Annotated in this window: 16 protein-coding genes; 5 read left to right on the forward strand and 11 right to left on the reverse strand. The window is 66.2% G+C overall.

The annotated features are described in order from the left end of the window. Positions 1-13 precede the first annotated feature (13 nt). Together rpsP and ffh are read right to left on the reverse strand one after the other, a co-directional pair. Complete coding sequence (rpsP, locus tag QA639_RS01960) at positions 14-346, reverse strand: 30S ribosomal protein S16 (RefSeq protein ID WP_016847621.1); 333 nt, start codon at positions 344-346, stop codon at positions 14-16. 84 nt (positions 347-430) lie between these two features. Continuing rightward, positions 431-1,975: a signal recognition particle protein gene (ffh, locus tag QA639_RS01965; protein WP_283089060.1), complete on the reverse strand. Its 1,545-nt coding sequence runs from the start codon at positions 1,973-1,975 to the stop codon at positions 431-433. A gap of 415 nt (positions 1,976-2,390) precedes the next feature. On the opposite strand from ffh, the gene QA639_RS01970 reads away from it, so the two are divergent. Then, positions 2,391-3,455 carry an MBL fold metallo-hydrolase gene (locus tag QA639_RS01970; RefSeq protein ID WP_283089061.1) on the forward strand — a complete coding sequence of 355 codons (1,065 nt, stop codon included), beginning with the start codon at positions 2,391-2,393 and terminating at the stop codon, positions 3,453-3,455. Positions 3,456-3,703: 248 nt separating this feature from the next. Here QA639_RS01970 and QA639_RS01975 read toward each other — a convergent pair whose 3' ends face one another. Together QA639_RS01975 and QA639_RS01980 are read right to left on the reverse strand one after the other, a co-directional pair. After that, complete coding sequence (locus tag QA639_RS01975; protein ID WP_157347494.1) at positions 3,704-4,432, reverse strand: SIMPL domain-containing protein; 729 nt, start codon at positions 4,430-4,432, stop codon at positions 3,704-3,706. Between the two features lie 5 nt (positions 4,433-4,437). Further along, positions 4,438-5,148, reverse strand: coding sequence for a GyrI-like domain-containing protein (locus tag QA639_RS01980; protein ID WP_283089062.1), 711 nt, complete (start codon positions 5,146-5,148; stop codon positions 4,438-4,440). Positions 5,149-5,330: 182 nt separating this feature from the next. Between QA639_RS01980 and dapF the strand changes: the two genes are divergently transcribed. Both dapF and mtaB read left to right on the forward strand, forming a co-directional pair. Further along, entirely contained in the window at positions 5,331-6,215 is an 885-nt protein-coding gene (gene dapF / locus QA639_RS01985; RefSeq protein ID WP_157347490.1) for a diaminopimelate epimerase, read from the forward strand. A gap of 5 nt (positions 6,216-6,220) precedes the next feature. Next, positions 6,221-7,495 (forward strand): tRNA (N(6)-L-threonylcarbamoyladenosine(37)-C(2))-methylthiotransferase MtaB, encoded by a 1,275-nt coding sequence (gene mtaB, locus QA639_RS01990; RefSeq protein ID WP_157347529.1) that lies wholly within the window; start codon positions 6,221-6,223, stop codon positions 7,493-7,495. A gap of 261 nt (positions 7,496-7,756) precedes the next feature. Here mtaB and QA639_RS01995 read toward each other — a convergent pair whose 3' ends face one another. Next, positions 7,757-8,896: a DUF2336 domain-containing protein gene (locus tag QA639_RS01995; RefSeq protein WP_028336289.1), complete on the reverse strand. Its 1,140-nt coding sequence runs from the start codon at positions 8,894-8,896 to the stop codon at positions 7,757-7,759. A gap of 159 nt (positions 8,897-9,055) precedes the next feature. Further along, a complete protein-coding gene (locus tag QA639_RS02000; protein ID WP_198400267.1) occupies positions 9,056-9,757 on the reverse strand; it encodes an RluA family pseudouridine synthase in 702 nt (233 codons plus the stop codon). Between the two features lie 49 nt (positions 9,758-9,806). Between QA639_RS02000 and ftsY the strand changes: the two genes are divergently transcribed. Both ftsY and QA639_RS02010 read left to right on the forward strand, forming a co-directional pair. Next, complete coding sequence (ftsY, locus tag QA639_RS02005) at positions 9,807-10,751, forward strand: signal recognition particle-docking protein FtsY (protein WP_028336291.1); 945 nt, start codon at positions 9,807-9,809, stop codon at positions 10,749-10,751. After that, positions 10,751-11,353: a septation protein A gene (locus tag QA639_RS02010; RefSeq protein ID WP_038384708.1), complete on the forward strand. Its 603-nt coding sequence runs from the start codon at positions 10,751-10,753 to the stop codon at positions 11,351-11,353. Before ftsY ends, QA639_RS02010 begins: the two co-directional genes overlap by 1 nt. A gap of 184 nt (positions 11,354-11,537) precedes the next feature. Here QA639_RS02010 and QA639_RS02015 read toward each other — a convergent pair whose 3' ends face one another. The 5 genes from QA639_RS02015 to ccmA all read right to left on the reverse strand — a co-directional run bounded on the left by QA639_RS02015 (position 11,538) and on the right by ccmA (position 14,443). Further along, the gene (locus tag QA639_RS02015; protein ID WP_028336293.1) at positions 11,538-12,131 is read right to left on the reverse strand and encodes a DsbE family thiol:disulfide interchange protein; all 594 of its coding nucleotides are present in this window, start codon (positions 12,129-12,131) and stop codon (positions 11,538-11,540) included. Continuing rightward, the gene (ccmD, locus tag QA639_RS02020) at positions 12,128-12,307 is read right to left on the reverse strand and encodes a heme exporter protein CcmD (protein WP_028336294.1); all 180 of its coding nucleotides are present in this window, start codon (positions 12,305-12,307) and stop codon (positions 12,128-12,130) included. Before ccmD ends, QA639_RS02015 begins: the two co-directional genes overlap by 4 nt. 4 nt (positions 12,308-12,311) lie before the next feature. After that, positions 12,312-13,100 (reverse strand): heme ABC transporter permease, encoded by a 789-nt coding sequence (locus QA639_RS02025; RefSeq protein ID WP_028336295.1) that lies wholly within the window; start codon positions 13,098-13,100, stop codon positions 12,312-12,314. A gap of 75 nt (positions 13,101-13,175) precedes the next feature. Further along, complete coding sequence (gene ccmB / locus QA639_RS02030) at positions 13,176-13,844, reverse strand: heme exporter protein CcmB (protein ID WP_028336296.1); 669 nt, start codon at positions 13,842-13,844, stop codon at positions 13,176-13,178. Continuing rightward, positions 13,841-14,443: a heme ABC exporter ATP-binding protein CcmA gene (gene ccmA / locus QA639_RS02035; RefSeq protein ID WP_028336297.1), complete on the reverse strand. Its 603-nt coding sequence runs from the start codon at positions 14,441-14,443 to the stop codon at positions 13,841-13,843. The genes ccmB and ccmA overlap by 4 nt, the downstream gene beginning before the upstream one ends. Between the last annotated feature and the right edge of the window lie 202 nt (positions 14,444-14,645).

A 14,645-nucleotide genomic window follows, 5' to 3' on the forward strand; every position in this document is an offset into this window, starting at 1 on the left:
TCGCCGTTCAGCCTTAAGCCTTGGCGGCGGCTTCGGCCTGCGCCTTGCGCTCCTTGCGCGGCACGGCCTTTTCCGGGTTGTTGCGCGGTGCGCGCTTCTTGACGCCGGCGGCGTCGAGGAAGCGGGTCACGCGATCCGACGGCTGCGCACCCTTGGCGAGCCAGGCCTTCACCTTGTCCATGTCGAGCTTCAGGCGCGACTCGTTGTCCTTCGGCAGCAGCGGGTTGAAGTGGCCGAGACGCTCGATGAAGCGGCCATCGCGCGGGAAGCGCGAGTCGGCGACGACGACGTGATAGACCGGACGCTTCTTGGTGCCTGCGCGAGCGAGGCGGATAACAACGGACATTCAGTTCTCCTTCAAAGGTCGATGTGTTCGATTGATTGGCATTCCGCGTCGCGCCGGCCGTATGCGAGCCGTCGCGACGAATCCTCATTTCTTCTTGCCCGGGAAACCGCCGAGGCCCGGCAGCATCGGCTTGCCGGAAAGGCCGGTCAGGCCCGGCACGTTCGGCAGGCCGCCGCGCAGCCCGGCCGGCAAATCCTTCGGCAGATTGGGCAGGCCGCCGGCGCCGCCCTGCATCTTCTCGGCGAGCGCCTTCATCTCCTCGGCCGAGGGCGGCTTCATGCCGCCGCCAAATCCCATCGCCTGCGCGATGCCGGCGAGCGGGCCGCGCTTGCCGCTGCCCATGGCCTTCATCATGTCGGCCATGTTCCGGTGCATCTTCAGCAGCTTGTTGACGTGCTCGACGCTCTGGCCGGCGCCCGCCGCGATGCGCTTCTTGCGGCTCGCCTTCAATATGTCCGGGTTCTTGCGCTCCTGCCGCGTCATCGAATCGATGATCGCGACCTGGCGCTTCAGGATCTTGTCGTCGATGCCGGCCGCCGCGATCTGGTTCTTCATCTTGGAGATGCCGGGCATCATGCCCATCAGGCCGCCGATGCCGCCCATATTGGCCATCTGCTGCAGCTGCTCGCGCATATCGTTGAGGTCGAACTGACCCTTGCGCATCCGCTCGGCCGTGCGCGCGGCCTTCTCGGCGTCGATATTGGCGGCGGCCTTCTCGACCAGCGAGACCACGTCGCCCATGCCGAGGATGCGGCCGGCGATGCGGTTCGGATGGAAGTCCTCCAGCGCGTCGGTCTTTTCGCCGGTGCCGATCAGCTTGATCGGCTTGCCGGTGACGGCGCGCATCGACAGCGCCGCGCCTCCGCGGCCGTCGCCGTCGACGCGCGTCAGCACGATGCCGGTGAGGCCGACGCGCTCGTCGAACGAGCGCGCGAGGTTGACCGCGTCCTGGCCGGTGAGGGAGTCGGCGACCAGCAGCACTTCATGCGGGTTGGCGGCGGCTTTGATCTCGGCCGCCTCCTTCATCATGTCTTCGTCGAGCGTGGTGCGGCCGGCGGTGTCGAGCAGCACGACGTCGTAGCCGCCGAGCTTGCCGGCCTCTAGCGCGCGCCTTGCGATCTGCGGCGGCATTTGGCCGGCGACGATCGGCAGCGTCGGAATGTTGAGGTCGCGGCCGAGCACCGCGAGCTGTTCCATCGCCGCCGGGCGGTAGACGTCGAGCGAGGCCATGAGCACCTTGCGCTTGTCGCGCTGGACCATGCGGCGCGCGAGCTTCGCGGTGGTGGTGGTCTTACCGGAGCCTTGCAGACCGACCATCATGATCGGCACCGGCGGCACGGAATTGATATCGATGGTCTGGCCGTCGGAGCCGAGCGTGGCGACGAGCTCGTCATGGACGATCTTCACCACCATCTGGCCCGGCGTCACCGACTTGACGACGGTGGCGCCGATCGCCTGCTCGCGGACCCGGTCGATGAAGCTGCGGACCACCTCGAGCGCGACGTCGGCCTCGAGCAGCGCGCGGCGCACCTCGCGCATCGCGGCATCGACGTCCTTTTCGGTCAGCGCGCCGCGCCCCGTCAGACGATCGAGAATGCCACCAAGCCGTTCCGACAGATTGTCGAACAATGCCGTTGTCCTCTTTTACCTCTCCCCGCCTGCGGGGAGAGGTCGCCGCGCACGTGCGCGGCGGGTGAAGGGGGTACCGGGCTATCCACACGCATAGTGCGCGGAGAGAGCCCCTCACCCCGCAAGAGCGGGGGAGGGAGAAGGAAATCCAAACACTTTCGCGCCCGAGGGCGCATCGCGCTGTCGGGCGTTGGCCTCTGGCCTCCAGGACCAGTCGGCGGGTCGAAAAGACGGAGCTTTCCGAGAAAGTGGCCGCGTTAAACGCTGCCGGGGCGGCAAAGTCAAGGAAAGTTTCGCTGAAATCCGCTCAGTTCGGACAGTAAGGTACTGAAATTACGTCGATTTGCCGTCTTGGTTCCGAAATTCGCCGGCGCCACCCATATAACCGGAGCCTGCCTCCTATTCCGGAACCCGCGTGTTGATCACCCGCCGCCGCCTTCTTGCAACCTTGACCGGAGCCGCCGCGGCGATCGGTGTGCCCTCGATCTGGATGACTGCCATGAAAACCTACGACGGCCCCGTCTCCGATCATTTCGACGGCCTGCACTTCTTTGATCCGGACGGCTCGCCGCCGAAATCGCTTGGTGAGGTGCTGCGCTGGCAGTTCGGGGGCGGCCGGAAGCGCGCGGTCTGGCCGGAATGGGCGCCGAGCCCCCATGCCGATACGCCGCCGTCCCGCGTCGAGGGCGACAAGGTGCGGCTCTGCTTCGTCGGCCATGCCAGCTGGCTGATCCAGACCGCGGGCCTCAACATCCTGTTCGATCCGGTCTGGTCGATGCGGGCCTCGCCGTTCAGCTTTGCCGGGCCGAAGCGGCACAACGATCCCGGCATCGCGTTCGAGAAACTGCCCAGGATTGATGTCGTGCTGGTGTCGCACGGCCATTACGACCATCTCGACGTCGCGACGCTGTCGAAGCTTGCGGGGGCATTTGGACCTCGCGTGATCACACCGCTCGGCAACGACGTCACGATGCGCGCATCCGATGCCGCGATCAAAGCCGAGGCCTTCGACTGGCATCAGCGCGTCGAGCTCGGCAGTGGCCTTGCCGCGACGCTGGTTCCGACGCGGCACTGGTCGGCGCGCGGGCTGTTCGATCGCAACAAGGCGCTGTGGGCGAGTTTTGTCTTGGAGACGCCGGCCGGAAAGCTCTACATCGTCGGCGATTCCGGCTACGGCGACGGGGGACATTTCCGCCGGGTGGCCGAGGCGCACGGTCCGTTACGGCTGGCGATCCTGCCGATCGGCGCCTATGAGCCGCGCTGGTTCATGCGCGACCAGCACATGAACCCGGAGGATGCGGTGAAGGCGTTGGCCGATTGCGGCGCCGCCCAGGCGCTGGCGCATCACCACGGCACATTCCAGTTGACCGACGAGGCGATCGACGCGCCCGCGATCGCGCTTGGCGAAGCGCTCGATGCGGCGAGCGTGCCGCGCGAGAAGTTTCTGACGTTGAAGCCCGGGCAGGTGTTCGAGATTTAGGAAAAGAGTAGCCCGGATGGAGCGCAGCGTAATCCGGGAAAGTCCATCCGCGGAAAAGTCGGCCCCGGATTGCGCTGCGCTCCATCCGGGCTACGATTTCACCTCCCCTTGAAAAGGGGAGGTCGCTTTGCTCGTCAGAGCAAAGCGGGTGGGGATCTGTTCCCTCCACTTGCAGCGGAGCCTGCGGCAGACCCCCATCCCGACCTTCCCCCCTTTCAGGGGGAAGGAGACGAGAGATCTGTAGCCTCTTACTTCTCCTTGATCGCCCAGGAGACGCTGACATTGACCGTCAGCGTTTCCTCGCCTTGCGCCACCGGCGTCGGCGCGGCGAAGCCTGCCGTCGCCATCTTGGGACGGAACACCGGGACCGGCGCCGAGCCGACCTCCGCGATATTCACGGGCGCGCCGAGCGTGACGCCGGCGGCCTTGGCGTAGATCTCCGCCTTGCGGCGGGCGTCGGCGATCGCCTTTTCGCGCGCCTCGTCGAGCAGCTTCGAGGCCTGCGACACCGAGAAATTGAGCCCGCCGATATCGTTGGCGCCGGCGCCGACCAGCACGTCGATGACGCTGGCGACCTTGCTCACATCGTGCAGCCTGATCGTGACGCGATTGCTCGCGTGGTAGCCGACGATGCTGGGCGGGGCGTTCGGCGACGACGGCCCACGATTGGCGAATTGCGGCTGCAGCGACAACCGCGAGGTCTGAAAGTCCTTCTCCGCGATCCCGGCGCCCTTCAGTGCGGCCAGCACCTTGGCCATCGTCATATTGTTGGCTTCGGCGGCTTCGCGTGCGGTCTTGGCGTCGGTGGTGACGCCCGCGTCAAGCTGCGCCTGGTCGGGCGGCGCCGACACGGTCGCCTCGCCGGTGACCGAAATCGCCGGCGGAAAGTCGTCATTGGCCAGTGCGGGCGCAGCCAGCAGCGCGGTCGCGATCAGGGTGGCGGCGAAGGGGAGGCCAAGGGGTAGGCGATGGGTCATCTGGCTCACTTCAGGGGTACGTAGACGTTGATCACAAGCTTGTCCTCCGCGGTCTTCAGCGGATCGGTGATGTATTCCTCGATAAAGGTGTCCTTGGCTTCGAGCTTCTTGTCGTCGAGGTGGTTGGTGATCGCCTCATAGGTGTTGTCCATGTTGTCGTAGGAACCGCGATGAACGAACTTCAGCGCCTTGCCGTCGGGCGAATTGCCCATGCTCATGTTCTTGCCGAGGTTCCTGACGTCCTGATCGACCGGGATCTCGGCGATGAAGGTGAAGCCGGTGTCGTCGGTCGAGGTGTAGACGATCATCGGATTGCCCGATGCCTTGACGCCGTCCTTGTCGAGCCGCGCGGTGAGCTGCTTGAACGCCTCGATCAGCGCGTCGAAGGCGGAATCCCAATTGGCGGTGCCCTTCAGCATCACGACCTTTTTCGGCTCCAGCGTGAACGGCTCGCCGAAGGGATCGGCGGTCTGCACCGGGGCTGCCGGCGCCGGCGCCGGGGTCTGCGCTGCGGCCGGGCTGTCGGCCGGCGACTTGGTCTCGGCCGGCGGGGGCACCGGCGTCGCCGATGGTGTCGGGGCAGGAGTTGGGCTCGGGCTCGCTGCGGGAGCGGGCGAGGCTGACGGCGACTGGGCAGGGGCCGGGCTTGCCAGTGCGATCGCGGCCAAGGGCAGCAGCGCGACCAGGGCCGCGCGGAGCGTGTTGATACGGTTCATTGGTATTCTCCATCCCCTTCCTCGAACGGCCGCTCGATCTGTCCCGGCGCGCGGTCCGCGAGATGCGATATTCCTAACACGCAAGTTCTGCATTCGTCCCATGACAGATGTGTCATGGGACCATTCAGGCTGGCTAAGTGGCCACCACTCGCCATATAACCGGGCAGAATTTGGGAAAATCGATGAGCGCGCTCGCCAATCACGCATTCGCCAAGATGAACGGCATCGGCAACGAGATCGTCGTCGTCGACCTGCGCGATTCAGCGGCACAAGGTCGGGCACAGGTGTCGGCGGCGGAGGCGCGCGCCGTGGCTTCGCCGGCCGGTGTGCCCTATGACCAGCTGATGGTGCTGCAGCCGCCGCGGCTCGACGGCACCGAAGCGTTCATCTCGATCTACAACAATGACGGCTCGGAGGCCGGCGCCTGCGGCAACGGCATGCGCTGCGTGGTGCGGCGGATCTTCGAGAAGACCGGCCAGACATCAGCGACGTTCCAGACCCGCGCCGGCCTGCTCAATTGCTGGCAGGGGCCGGCGCCCGATCTCTACACCGTCGACATGGGCGCGCCGAAGTTCGGCTGGCAGGACATTCCGCTGGCTGAGGAATTTCGCGACACCCGCTACATCGAGCTGCAGGTCGGGCCGATCGACAATCCGGTACTGCACTCGCCATCGGTGGTCTCGATGGGCAATCCGCATGCGATCTTCTGGGTCGATGACGTCAATGCCTACGATCTCGAACGTTTAGGGCCGCTTTTGGAAAACCATCCGATCTTTCCGGAGCGCGCCAACATCACGCTCGCCCATATCGTCGATCGCGACCACATCACGATCCGCACCTGGGAGCGCGGCGCCGGCCTGACCAGGGCCTGCGGCTCGGCAGCCTGCGCGACGGCGGTCGCGGCGGCACGGCTGAAGCGTGCCAACCGCGTCGTCGAGATCACGCTGCCCGGCGGCAAGCTCGGCATCGAGTGGCGCGAGCGCGACGATCACGTGCTGATGACCGGCACCGCCGATTTCGAGTATGAGGGCCGCTTCGATCCGGCGCTGTTCGCCAGCGTTGCTTGATCGTTATGGGCGTCGATGTCGTCACCTTTGGCTGCCGCCTCAATTCCTTCGAATCCGAGGTGATCCGCCGCGAGGCCGAGCAGTCGGGGCTTTCGGACACCATCGTCATCAACAGTTGCGCCGTCACCAACGAGGCGGTGGCGCAGGCGCGGCAGTCGATCCGCAAGCTGAAACGCGAACGCCCGCATGCGCGCATCGTCGTCACCGGCTGTGCGGCGCAGACGCAAAGCCGGATGTTCGCCGAGATGGCCGAGGTCGATCGCGTCGTCGGGAATGACGAGAAGATGCGCGGCGACGCCTGGCAGGCGACGCGCACTGCGTTCGAGGCGCCGTTCGGCATCGATGCGAGCGAGAAGGTCGCGGTCGCCGACATCATGGCGGTGACCGAGATGGCGCCGCATCTGCTCGACGGCTTCGAACGCGGCCTGCCGCGGGTGTTCGTTCAGGTGCAGAACGGCTGCGATCATCGCTGCACCTTCTGCATCATCCCCTACGGCCGAGGCAATTCGCGCTCGGTGCCGATGGGCGCGGTGGTCGATCAGGTCCGCGCGCTGGTCGAGCGCGGCCATGCCGAGATCGTGCTGACCGGCGTCGATCTCACGAGCTATGGCGCCGACCTGCCCGGCGCGCCGAAACTCGGCCAGTTGACCCGGCAGATCCTGCGCCATGTGCCCGAGCTGAAGCGGCTGCGCATCTCGTCGATCGATTCGATCGAGGCGGATCGCGACCTGCTCGATGTCATCGCCGACGATGCGCGGCTGATGCCGCATCTGCATCTGTCGTTGCAGTCCGGCGACGACATGATCCTGAAGCGGATGAAGCGCCGGCATTCGCGGAAGGACGCGATCGATTTCTGTGCGCAGGTTCGCCGGCTGCGGCCGGACATCGCTCTCGGCGCCGACATCATCGCGGGCTTCCCGACCGAGTCTGAAGAGATGTTCGCGCGTTCGCTCGATCTGGTCGAGGAATGCGATCTCACCTTCCTGCACGTGTTTCCCTATTCGCGGCGTCCGGGCACGCCGGCCGCACGGATGCCGCAGGTCGATGGCGGCGCGATCAAGGAGCGCGCCAGGCGGCTGCGCGCGGCAGGCGAAGCCGCGCTGCTGCGCCGGCTTGATGCGGAAGTCGGCGCGACGCGCGAGGTGCTGATCGAGAGCGGCACGCAGGGCCGCACCGAGCACTTCCTGCCGGTCGCGATCGAGAGAGATGTGCAGGGCATGGTGCGCGCGATGACTATCCGCGGCCATGACAATGCGCGGCTCATTGCATCCGGCCGCTGAGAAAGTTCGCTCCCATTGTGGTCCCGGCGCAGGCCGGGACCCATTGCCGCAGATCTCAATTGTTGCGCGACGCTGGGGCCGCGATCTCGCACGGTCACCGAATGCGGTGGTTATGGGTCCTGGCTTTCGCCAGGACGACGAATATGGGGAGCCCGCGCATGGCGCCTCCGGAGCAGCGGATCACCTGTATTTCGCAGGTGATGATACTGAACGAGCTATTTGACAGGTTGAATCTCTACATGCGCATCGTGCATGACGCACTCAGTGCGTGCGCCCGCCCAGCCTTGCCGGCTGCGACGCGCGAACCTGCCAGAACCGCAGCAGGCGATCGGCGTTTTCGCGGGTCAATTTCGTGAACTGGCCCTTCGCATGGGCGAGTTCGACCGGTCCCATGGAGCCGGTGGTATAGCGACATTCCATTACCGCGGCGGCGGTATCCCAACTCAGGCCTGCCGCCCGGCACGGCACCAGCAGGCCTTCACTGCGCAGGCTTTGCATCAGGGAGCGGATCACCTCGATGTTCGACTGCGCAAGATACGCCAGCGCAACGATGGTCTCTTCATATTTTCGCTGCCTGGCGAAACCGAGCAGTGAGGCTTCGTTGAGCTCGCCGTCGTCCTTCAGCTTCGCGACGTGGTGCTTGGCCGCGGTGAAGTCGCGGACCTGCGACATGTCGCGCTCGACGCCGGCGGCGACCGCGGCGATCGCGTGCCGGATCTCTTCGAACAGATAGGGCGGGGCGCGTTCCAGCAGACGGCCGCGAACCTCTTCCGTCGCGCGGCGCAGGAGCTGAAGGCGGAGCTCCGACGGCAGGTCCGCGCGAATGCCGGTCTCGACCGCAAGCACCGGATCGTGTTCGGCCTGCGCGAGGATGACGGCAAATCCGCCCGGCGATACTTTGGCGCCGGGATTGGTGACCAGGCGGTGGCTCACGCTCGCAAAGCGACGCGCCAGAAGCGCGTCAGTGACGACCTCCTTCAGCCACCAGCGGCCGGCGACGGCGAGCAGATGCTGCTCGCTCTTGGTCCGTGCGATCTCGACCAAATCGTCCGCGCTGAGCCGCGACGATTCCTGCAGGATCGGCCGCGCGATCCTGATCTCGTCATTGCTGGCGAGACGACGAATGATCGCGGGCGGTGCCTGGGCGACCGGTGCGAGCTGCTCGCTGATGTCGGTGAGCGCCATCCGGGCGCTGATGTCGGCGAGCGCGCGCAACTCGATGGTCTTCACCAGACGCTCGAGCACGTTGTCGAACAGCTCGATCTGTTCGCTGTTGAACTTGCCGGCGGATGCGAGGAAGAGGCTGGTGACGCGTCTTGCCGTGGCCAGGCATTTATCGGCGGAGCCGGCGCGTATCGCAGCCTCGACCTCGTCGACAATAGCTTGTCCATCATTCAGCATTGCTCGTCCTGAGCCGTCGCGGCGCTTTTTCTAAGCCGCCTGCAGGACTATCCGATGGGCCTGAATGTTCCGTAAAGGATAATTGTCCGTAAAATCACGGAGGCTAAAGCGCGATGAGGTTGGGGCTGGAAAACCGCTTCGCACTTTTCCGGATCATGCTTAGTCGCCGTTCCAGCCGCAGGCCCTGAGCCGCTCCCGCATGTGTTCGGGTGCCGGCGCCACCACATGCACCGGGTCCTTGTTCCTGGAGATCGGGATGCCGATCTCGCGGGAATGCAGATGCAGGGTCGGCTCACCGAAGCGCGGACCGTTGCCGTAGATATTGTCGCCGACGATCGGCCAGCCCATCGCCGCCGAGTGCACCCGCAGCTGATGGGTGCGGCCGGTGACCGGCTCCATCGCGAGCCAGGTGAGGCCGTCGCTACGCCCCAGCACCTTCCAGTTGGTGATCGCCTTCTGGCCATCCGGGTCCGGCTTCTGCCACCAGCCGCGCTCGGCGTTGAGCCGGCCGAGCGGCATGTCAATGGTGCCTTCATCCTCGGCAGGGCCGCCCTCGACCACCGTCCAATAGGTCTTCGAGATCTTGCTGTGCTTGAACAACAGCCCGAGCGAGGCGGTCGCCTTGCGGTGGCGTCCCAGGACAAGGCAGCCAGACGTGTCCTTGTCCAGCCGATGCGCCAGCACCGGCGGCCGCGGCAGGCCGAACCGCAGCGCGTCGAACGAGGCCTCCAGATTGGGCCCGCCCTTGGGACCACGATGCACCGGCAGGCCCGCCGGCTTGTCGATCACCAGCATCAGCCCGTCGCGGTGGAGCACCCGGCCCAGGATTTCTTCCGCGGTCAATTGGGGAACATCGATCAATTCGTCGAGACTTTCGTTTATGGGCCGAAACGGCTAACACGTCCGCGCCATGAACGATACCACTGCGGGAACTCCAAAACAGAGCTGGTGGCAGCGGCTGAAGGGCGGCCTGAAGCGGACCTCGAGTTCGATCGGGACCGCGGTCGCCGACCTCGTCACCAAGCGCAAGCTCGATTCGGCCATGCTCGATGACATCGAGGATGTGCTGCTGCGCGCCGATCTCGGTACCGATGTCGCGGTCCGCATCGCGGAGGCTGTCGGCAAGGGGCGCTACGACAAGGCGATCTCGGCCGACGAGGTCAAGGAGGTGGTCGCGACCGAGGTCGAGAAGGTGCTGTCGCCGGTGGCGAAGCCGCTCGAGATCGATGCCGCGAAGCAGCCGTTCGTCATCCTGGTGGTCGGCGTCAACGGCTCCGGCAAGACCACGACGATCGGCAAGCTGGCTGCGAAATTCTCCGCCGAGGGCCGCAAGGTCATGCTGGCCGCCGGCGACACCTTCCGCGCCGCGGCGATCGAGCAGCTCAAGGTCTGGGGCGAGCGCACCAAGTCGCCGGTCATCGCCGGCGCCCAGGGCTCGGATTCGGCGAGCCTTGCCTTCAGCGCGCTGACCGCGGCCAAGGAGCAGCAGCGCGACGTGCTGCTGATCGACACCGCCGGCCGCCTGCAGAACAAGTCCGAGCTGATGAACGAATTGGAAAAGGTCGTGCGCGTCATCAGGAAGGTCGATGCGTCGGCGCCGCACGCGGTGCTGCTCGTGCTCGACGCCACGGTGGGACAAAATGCGTTGTCGCAAGTCGAGGCGTTTCATCGTACGGCGGGCGTCACGGGGCTCGTGATGACCAAGCTTGACGGCACCGCGCGCGGCGGCATCCTTGTCGCGCTGTCGGAGAAGCACAAGCTGCCGGTGCATTTCATCGGCGTCGGCGAAGGCGTCGAGGACCTCGCGCCCTTCGCCGCGAAGGATTTTGCCAAGGCAATTGCCGGAATCGATTGATGGACAAGACCCAGCCGCACCCGCTGTTCAAGCTGGCGACCGAACTCGGGCCGCTGCTCGTGTTCTTTATCGCCAACGCCAAATACCATCTGTTCGTCGCGACCGGCGCGTTCATGGTGGCGATCGTGGCCGCGATGATCGCATCCTATGTGGTCACCAGGCACGTGCCGATCATGGCGCTGGTGACCGGCGCGATCGTCTTGGTGTTCGGCACGCTGACGCTGGTGCTGCACGACGAGACCTTCATCAAGGTCAAGCCGACTATCATCTACGGGCTGTTCGCGGCCGTGCTCGGCGGCGGGCTCCTGTTCGGCCGGTCCTTCATTGCCATCATGTTCGATCAGGTGTTCAACCTGACGCCGCAGGGCTGGCGCATCCTCACCATGCGCTGGGCGCTGTTCTTCGCCGGCATGGCGGTGCTCAACGAGCTCGTCTGGCGCACGCAGACCACGGATTTCTGGGTGAACTTCAAGGTGTTCGGCGTGACGCCGCTGACCATGATCTTTGCCATCGCCCAGATGCCGCTGACCAAGCGCTATCACCTCGAGCCGGTCTCGCTGGAGGCGAGCGAGGCCGACGCGGGCGACGTGCGGAAGGGGTGATCACCGCTCTGCTCCTCGCCCCGCTCTTGCGGGGAGAGGGTTGGGGTGAGGGGTCTCTCCACGGACAGGCTCGGAGCCTATTACAAACACCGTCCAGAGCCCCTCACCCGAAATTCCCGCTTCGCGCGAATTTCGACCTCTCCCCGTAAAGGACGGGGAGAGGGAGGCCAATAAGCCGCTGTCACTAGCTGCCCGCCGCGAGCGCCTTCTCGATCTCGGCCTTGAGCACGCGGTTGACGTTGTCCGGGGTCACCGGGCCGACCAGCTTGTAGACGATGGTGCCCTCGCGCCCGACCAGGAAGGTCTCGGGCACGCCATAAACGCCCCATTCGATCGAGGCGCGACCGTTGCCGTCGACGCCGACGATGCCGAACGGATTACCGTAGCGGCCGAGGAAGCGCCGCGCGTTCTCGGGCGAGTCCTTGTAGTTGATGCCGATGATCTGGAAGCGCTTGTCCTTGCCGAGCTCGGTCAGCAGGGGCGCCTCGTCGTGGCAGGGGACGCACCACGACGCCCAGACATTGACGACCGAGACCTTGCCCTTGAAGGCGGCGGGATCGAGACCGGGGACCGGCGCGCCGTCCCGCACCAGGCCGTCGAGCGCGGGCAGCGCGGTCTGCGGCGCCGGCCGGCCGATCAGCGCCGACGGGATTTTCGAGGGATCGCCGCCATAGAGCCGCAGCAGGAACAGCCCGGCGAGGCCGAGAAAGATCAGCAGGGGCAGCACCACCAGCAGGCGGCGGGCTTGCGGCGGGCGGTTGGTCGCCTGATCGCTCATCTTGTATCTGCCGCACTGCGGCCGGAGCGGCGCGTCACGCCGCTGGCCTCGATCTCTCTGAGACGCGCCTGTTGCCGGCGATAGTCGGCGATGATCCAGACGATCAGCAGCAGCACGACCGCCGCGACCAGCGCGTAGGACGTCACGATGAAGGAGGCGTAGGGACCAAGCGCCATCGTGTCACGCCGCTCCGATTTCGTTTGACGCGGTTGCTTGCGAACCGCCGCCCGTCTCGCTCGTGAACGAGACGCGGCTCGCCTGCATCATCTGCAGGCTGCGCACGCGCCGGCGCAGGATCTCGTTGCGCATCGCCGCCAGGTGCAAGGTGATGAACAGCAGCGAGAACGCGATCGCCATCACCAGCAGCGGCCACAGGAACGCCTTGTCGAGCGTCGGCCCGCCGGCGCGAAACACCGAGGCCGGCTGATGCAGCGTGTTCCACCAGTCGACCGAGAACTTGATGATCGGGATGTTGATCGCGCCCACCAGCGTGAGCACCGCCGCCGCCCGCGCCGCGCGCGACGGGTCCTCCACCGCGCGCCACAGCGCCATCAGGCCGAGATACATCAGGAACAGGATCAAGACCGAGGTCAGGCGCGCATCCCACTCCCAATAGGTGCCCCACATCGGCCGGCCCCACAGCGAGCCGGTGACCAGCGCAAGGAAGGTGAAGGCGGCGCCGATCGGAGCTGCGGCTTTCGCGGCGACGTCGGCGAGCGGATGCCGCCACACCAGGGTGCCGAGCGCGGCCACGCTCATGACGCCCCAGACGAACATCGACAGCCACGCGTTCGGAACGTGGATGAACATGATCTTCACCGTGGCGCCCTGCTGGTAGTCGTCGGGCGCCATCGCCGATTGGTAGAGCCCGATCGCGAGCAGGATCGCGGTCACGCCGGCGAGCCACGGCAGGATGCGCGCGGTCAGCGCCAGAAACTTGGTCGGGTTGGCGAGGTCGGTCAGCGTCATGGCACCCTGATAATCGTCCGGTGTGTCGCAGGCAATTGGCCGATTTCCTCCCGGCGAGATTTGATCGGGCTCATTTCAGTCCAGCCCGTGCCGCAGGCTCGCGGCGGCGGCAAAGGGGCCGATCACGAGGCTGGCAAGCGACAGCGCGCAGAGGATCGAGAACGGTGTTCCAAACGGCAAAGGCCCCGATATTGCCGCCTGCGAGGCCGCGACACCGAAGATCAGCACCGGGATCGACAGCGGCAGCACCAGCACCGCCAGCAATAGCCCGCCGCGATGCAGCGTCACGGCCAATGCCGCGCCGATCATGCCGGTGAAAGTCAGCGCCGGTGTTCCCGCCAGCAGCGTCGCCGCAACGGCGAGCGTCGCGGTGCCGTCGAGATTGAGCAGCAGGCCGAGCACCGGGGTTGCGATGATCAGCGGCAGCCCGGCGGCGATCCAGTGTGCCAGTGCCTTGGCGGCGCAGGCGAGTTCCAGCGGCGTCCGGGCCATCACGATGAGGTCGAGCGAGCCGTCCTCGTGGTCGGCCGTGAACAGGCGGTCGAGGGTGAGCAGGCTCGCCAGCAACGCGCCGAGCCAGAGGATGGCGGGGCCGAGCCGCGACAGCAGCGCGAGATCCGGTCCGACCGCGAACGGCATCAGCACGGTGACGGTGAGGAAGAACAGCACGCCGATCAGCGCGCCGCCGCCGACACGCAGCGCGATGCGGATGTCGCGCCGGATCAAGGCGCCAAGCGCGCTCATGCCGCGCCTCCCATCCGCAGATTACGCGCATCGATGCCGAGCGGCAGATGCGTCGCCGCGACGATCAGGCCGCCTTGTGCGAGATGGTCGCGCATCAGGTCGACGAACAGCGCCTGTCCGGCCGCATCGAGCGCCGATGTCGGCTCGTCCAGCAGCCACACCGGCCGCCGCACCGAGAGCAGGCGCGCGATCGACAGGCGGCGGCGCTGGCCGGCTGAAAGGTAGGCCGCCGGCAGATGCGCGGCGTGGTCGAGCGCCACCGCGGCAAGGCAGCGGCCGGCGTCCTTGGTCTCGCCGCCGAGGAATTCCCGCCAGAAGGACAGATTTTCCGCAACGCTCAGCGCCGGCTTCAGGGCGTCGCGGTGGCCGAGATAGTGGGCCTGCTCCGGCAGGCTGAGCTCGGCGTCGCCGCCTTCGAGCGCGACCACACCCTCGGTGGGAACCAATAGCCCCGCCAGGACCCGCAGCAGCGAGGTCTTGCCCGCGCCGTTGGGGCCCGTGATGGCGAGCGCCTCGCTTGACGTGGCCGACAGATCGAGGCCGGAAAACACCTCGCGCCCGCCGCGCACGCATTTCAGATTTCGTCCCGAGAGCCGCATGGTTCGTCTTGTCACAGCCCTCTGAAATCTTTCGCTACCGCGTGAGAATTTTTGGGTCGCGCAACGCTGTCGCACGCTTGTCGGTGTGGCGGCGCTTCTAGAAAGGTTCTATAAGCCCGGAACTTGATGCAGCACACACAATCGGCGGCCGCAACCCACCCCAGGCCATCCCTTGGCCAGTGTCGATCGCCGGTGTTTAGTT

Origin of the sequence: Bradyrhizobium pachyrhizi, assembly GCF_029714545.1 — a bacterium.
GTDB lineage: Bacteria > Pseudomonadota > Alphaproteobacteria > Rhizobiales > Xanthobacteraceae > Bradyrhizobium > Bradyrhizobium pachyrhizi.

Excerpts from the sequence above, each read along its gene's own strand:
- rpsP (WP_016847621.1), bottom strand. The coding sequence starts at position 346 with ATGTCCGTTGTTATCCGCCTCGCTCGCGCAGGCACCAAGAAGCGTCCG.
- QA639_RS01975 (WP_157347494.1), bottom strand. The coding sequence starts at position 4,432 with ATGACCCATCGCCTACCCCTTGGCCTCCCCTTCGCCGCCACCCTGATC.
- QA639_RS01980 (WP_283089062.1), bottom strand. The coding sequence starts at position 5,148 with ATGAACCGTATCAACACGCTCCGCGCGGCCCTGGTCGCGCTGCTGCCC.
- dapF (WP_157347490.1), top strand. The coding sequence starts at position 5,331 with ATGAGCGCGCTCGCCAATCACGCATTCGCCAAGATGAACGGCATCGGC.
- mtaB (WP_157347529.1), top strand. The coding sequence starts at position 6,221 with ATGGGCGTCGATGTCGTCACCTTTGGCTGCCGCCTCAATTCCTTCGAA.
- QA639_RS01995 (WP_028336289.1), bottom strand. The coding sequence starts at position 8,896 with ATGCTGAATGATGGACAAGCTATTGTCGACGAGGTCGAGGCTGCGATA.
- ftsY (WP_028336291.1), top strand. The coding sequence starts at position 9,807 with ATGAACGATACCACTGCGGGAACTCCAAAACAGAGCTGGTGGCAGCGG.
- QA639_RS02010 (WP_038384708.1), top strand. The coding sequence starts at position 10,751 with ATGGACAAGACCCAGCCGCACCCGCTGTTCAAGCTGGCGACCGAACTC.
- QA639_RS02015 (WP_028336293.1), bottom strand. The coding sequence starts at position 12,131 with ATGAGCGATCAGGCGACCAACCGCCCGCCGCAAGCCCGCCGCCTGCTG.
- ccmD (WP_028336294.1), bottom strand. The coding sequence starts at position 12,307 with ATGGCGCTTGGTCCCTACGCCTCCTTCATCGTGACGTCCTACGCGCTG.
- QA639_RS02025 (WP_028336295.1), bottom strand. The coding sequence starts at position 13,100 with ATGACGCTGACCGACCTCGCCAACCCGACCAAGTTTCTGGCGCTGACC.
- ccmB (WP_028336296.1), bottom strand. The coding sequence starts at position 13,844 with ATGAGCGCGCTTGGCGCCTTGATCCGGCGCGACATCCGCATCGCGCTG.
- ccmA (WP_028336297.1), bottom strand. The coding sequence starts at position 14,443 with ATGCGGCTCTCGGGACGAAATCTGAAATGCGTGCGCGGCGGGCGCGAG.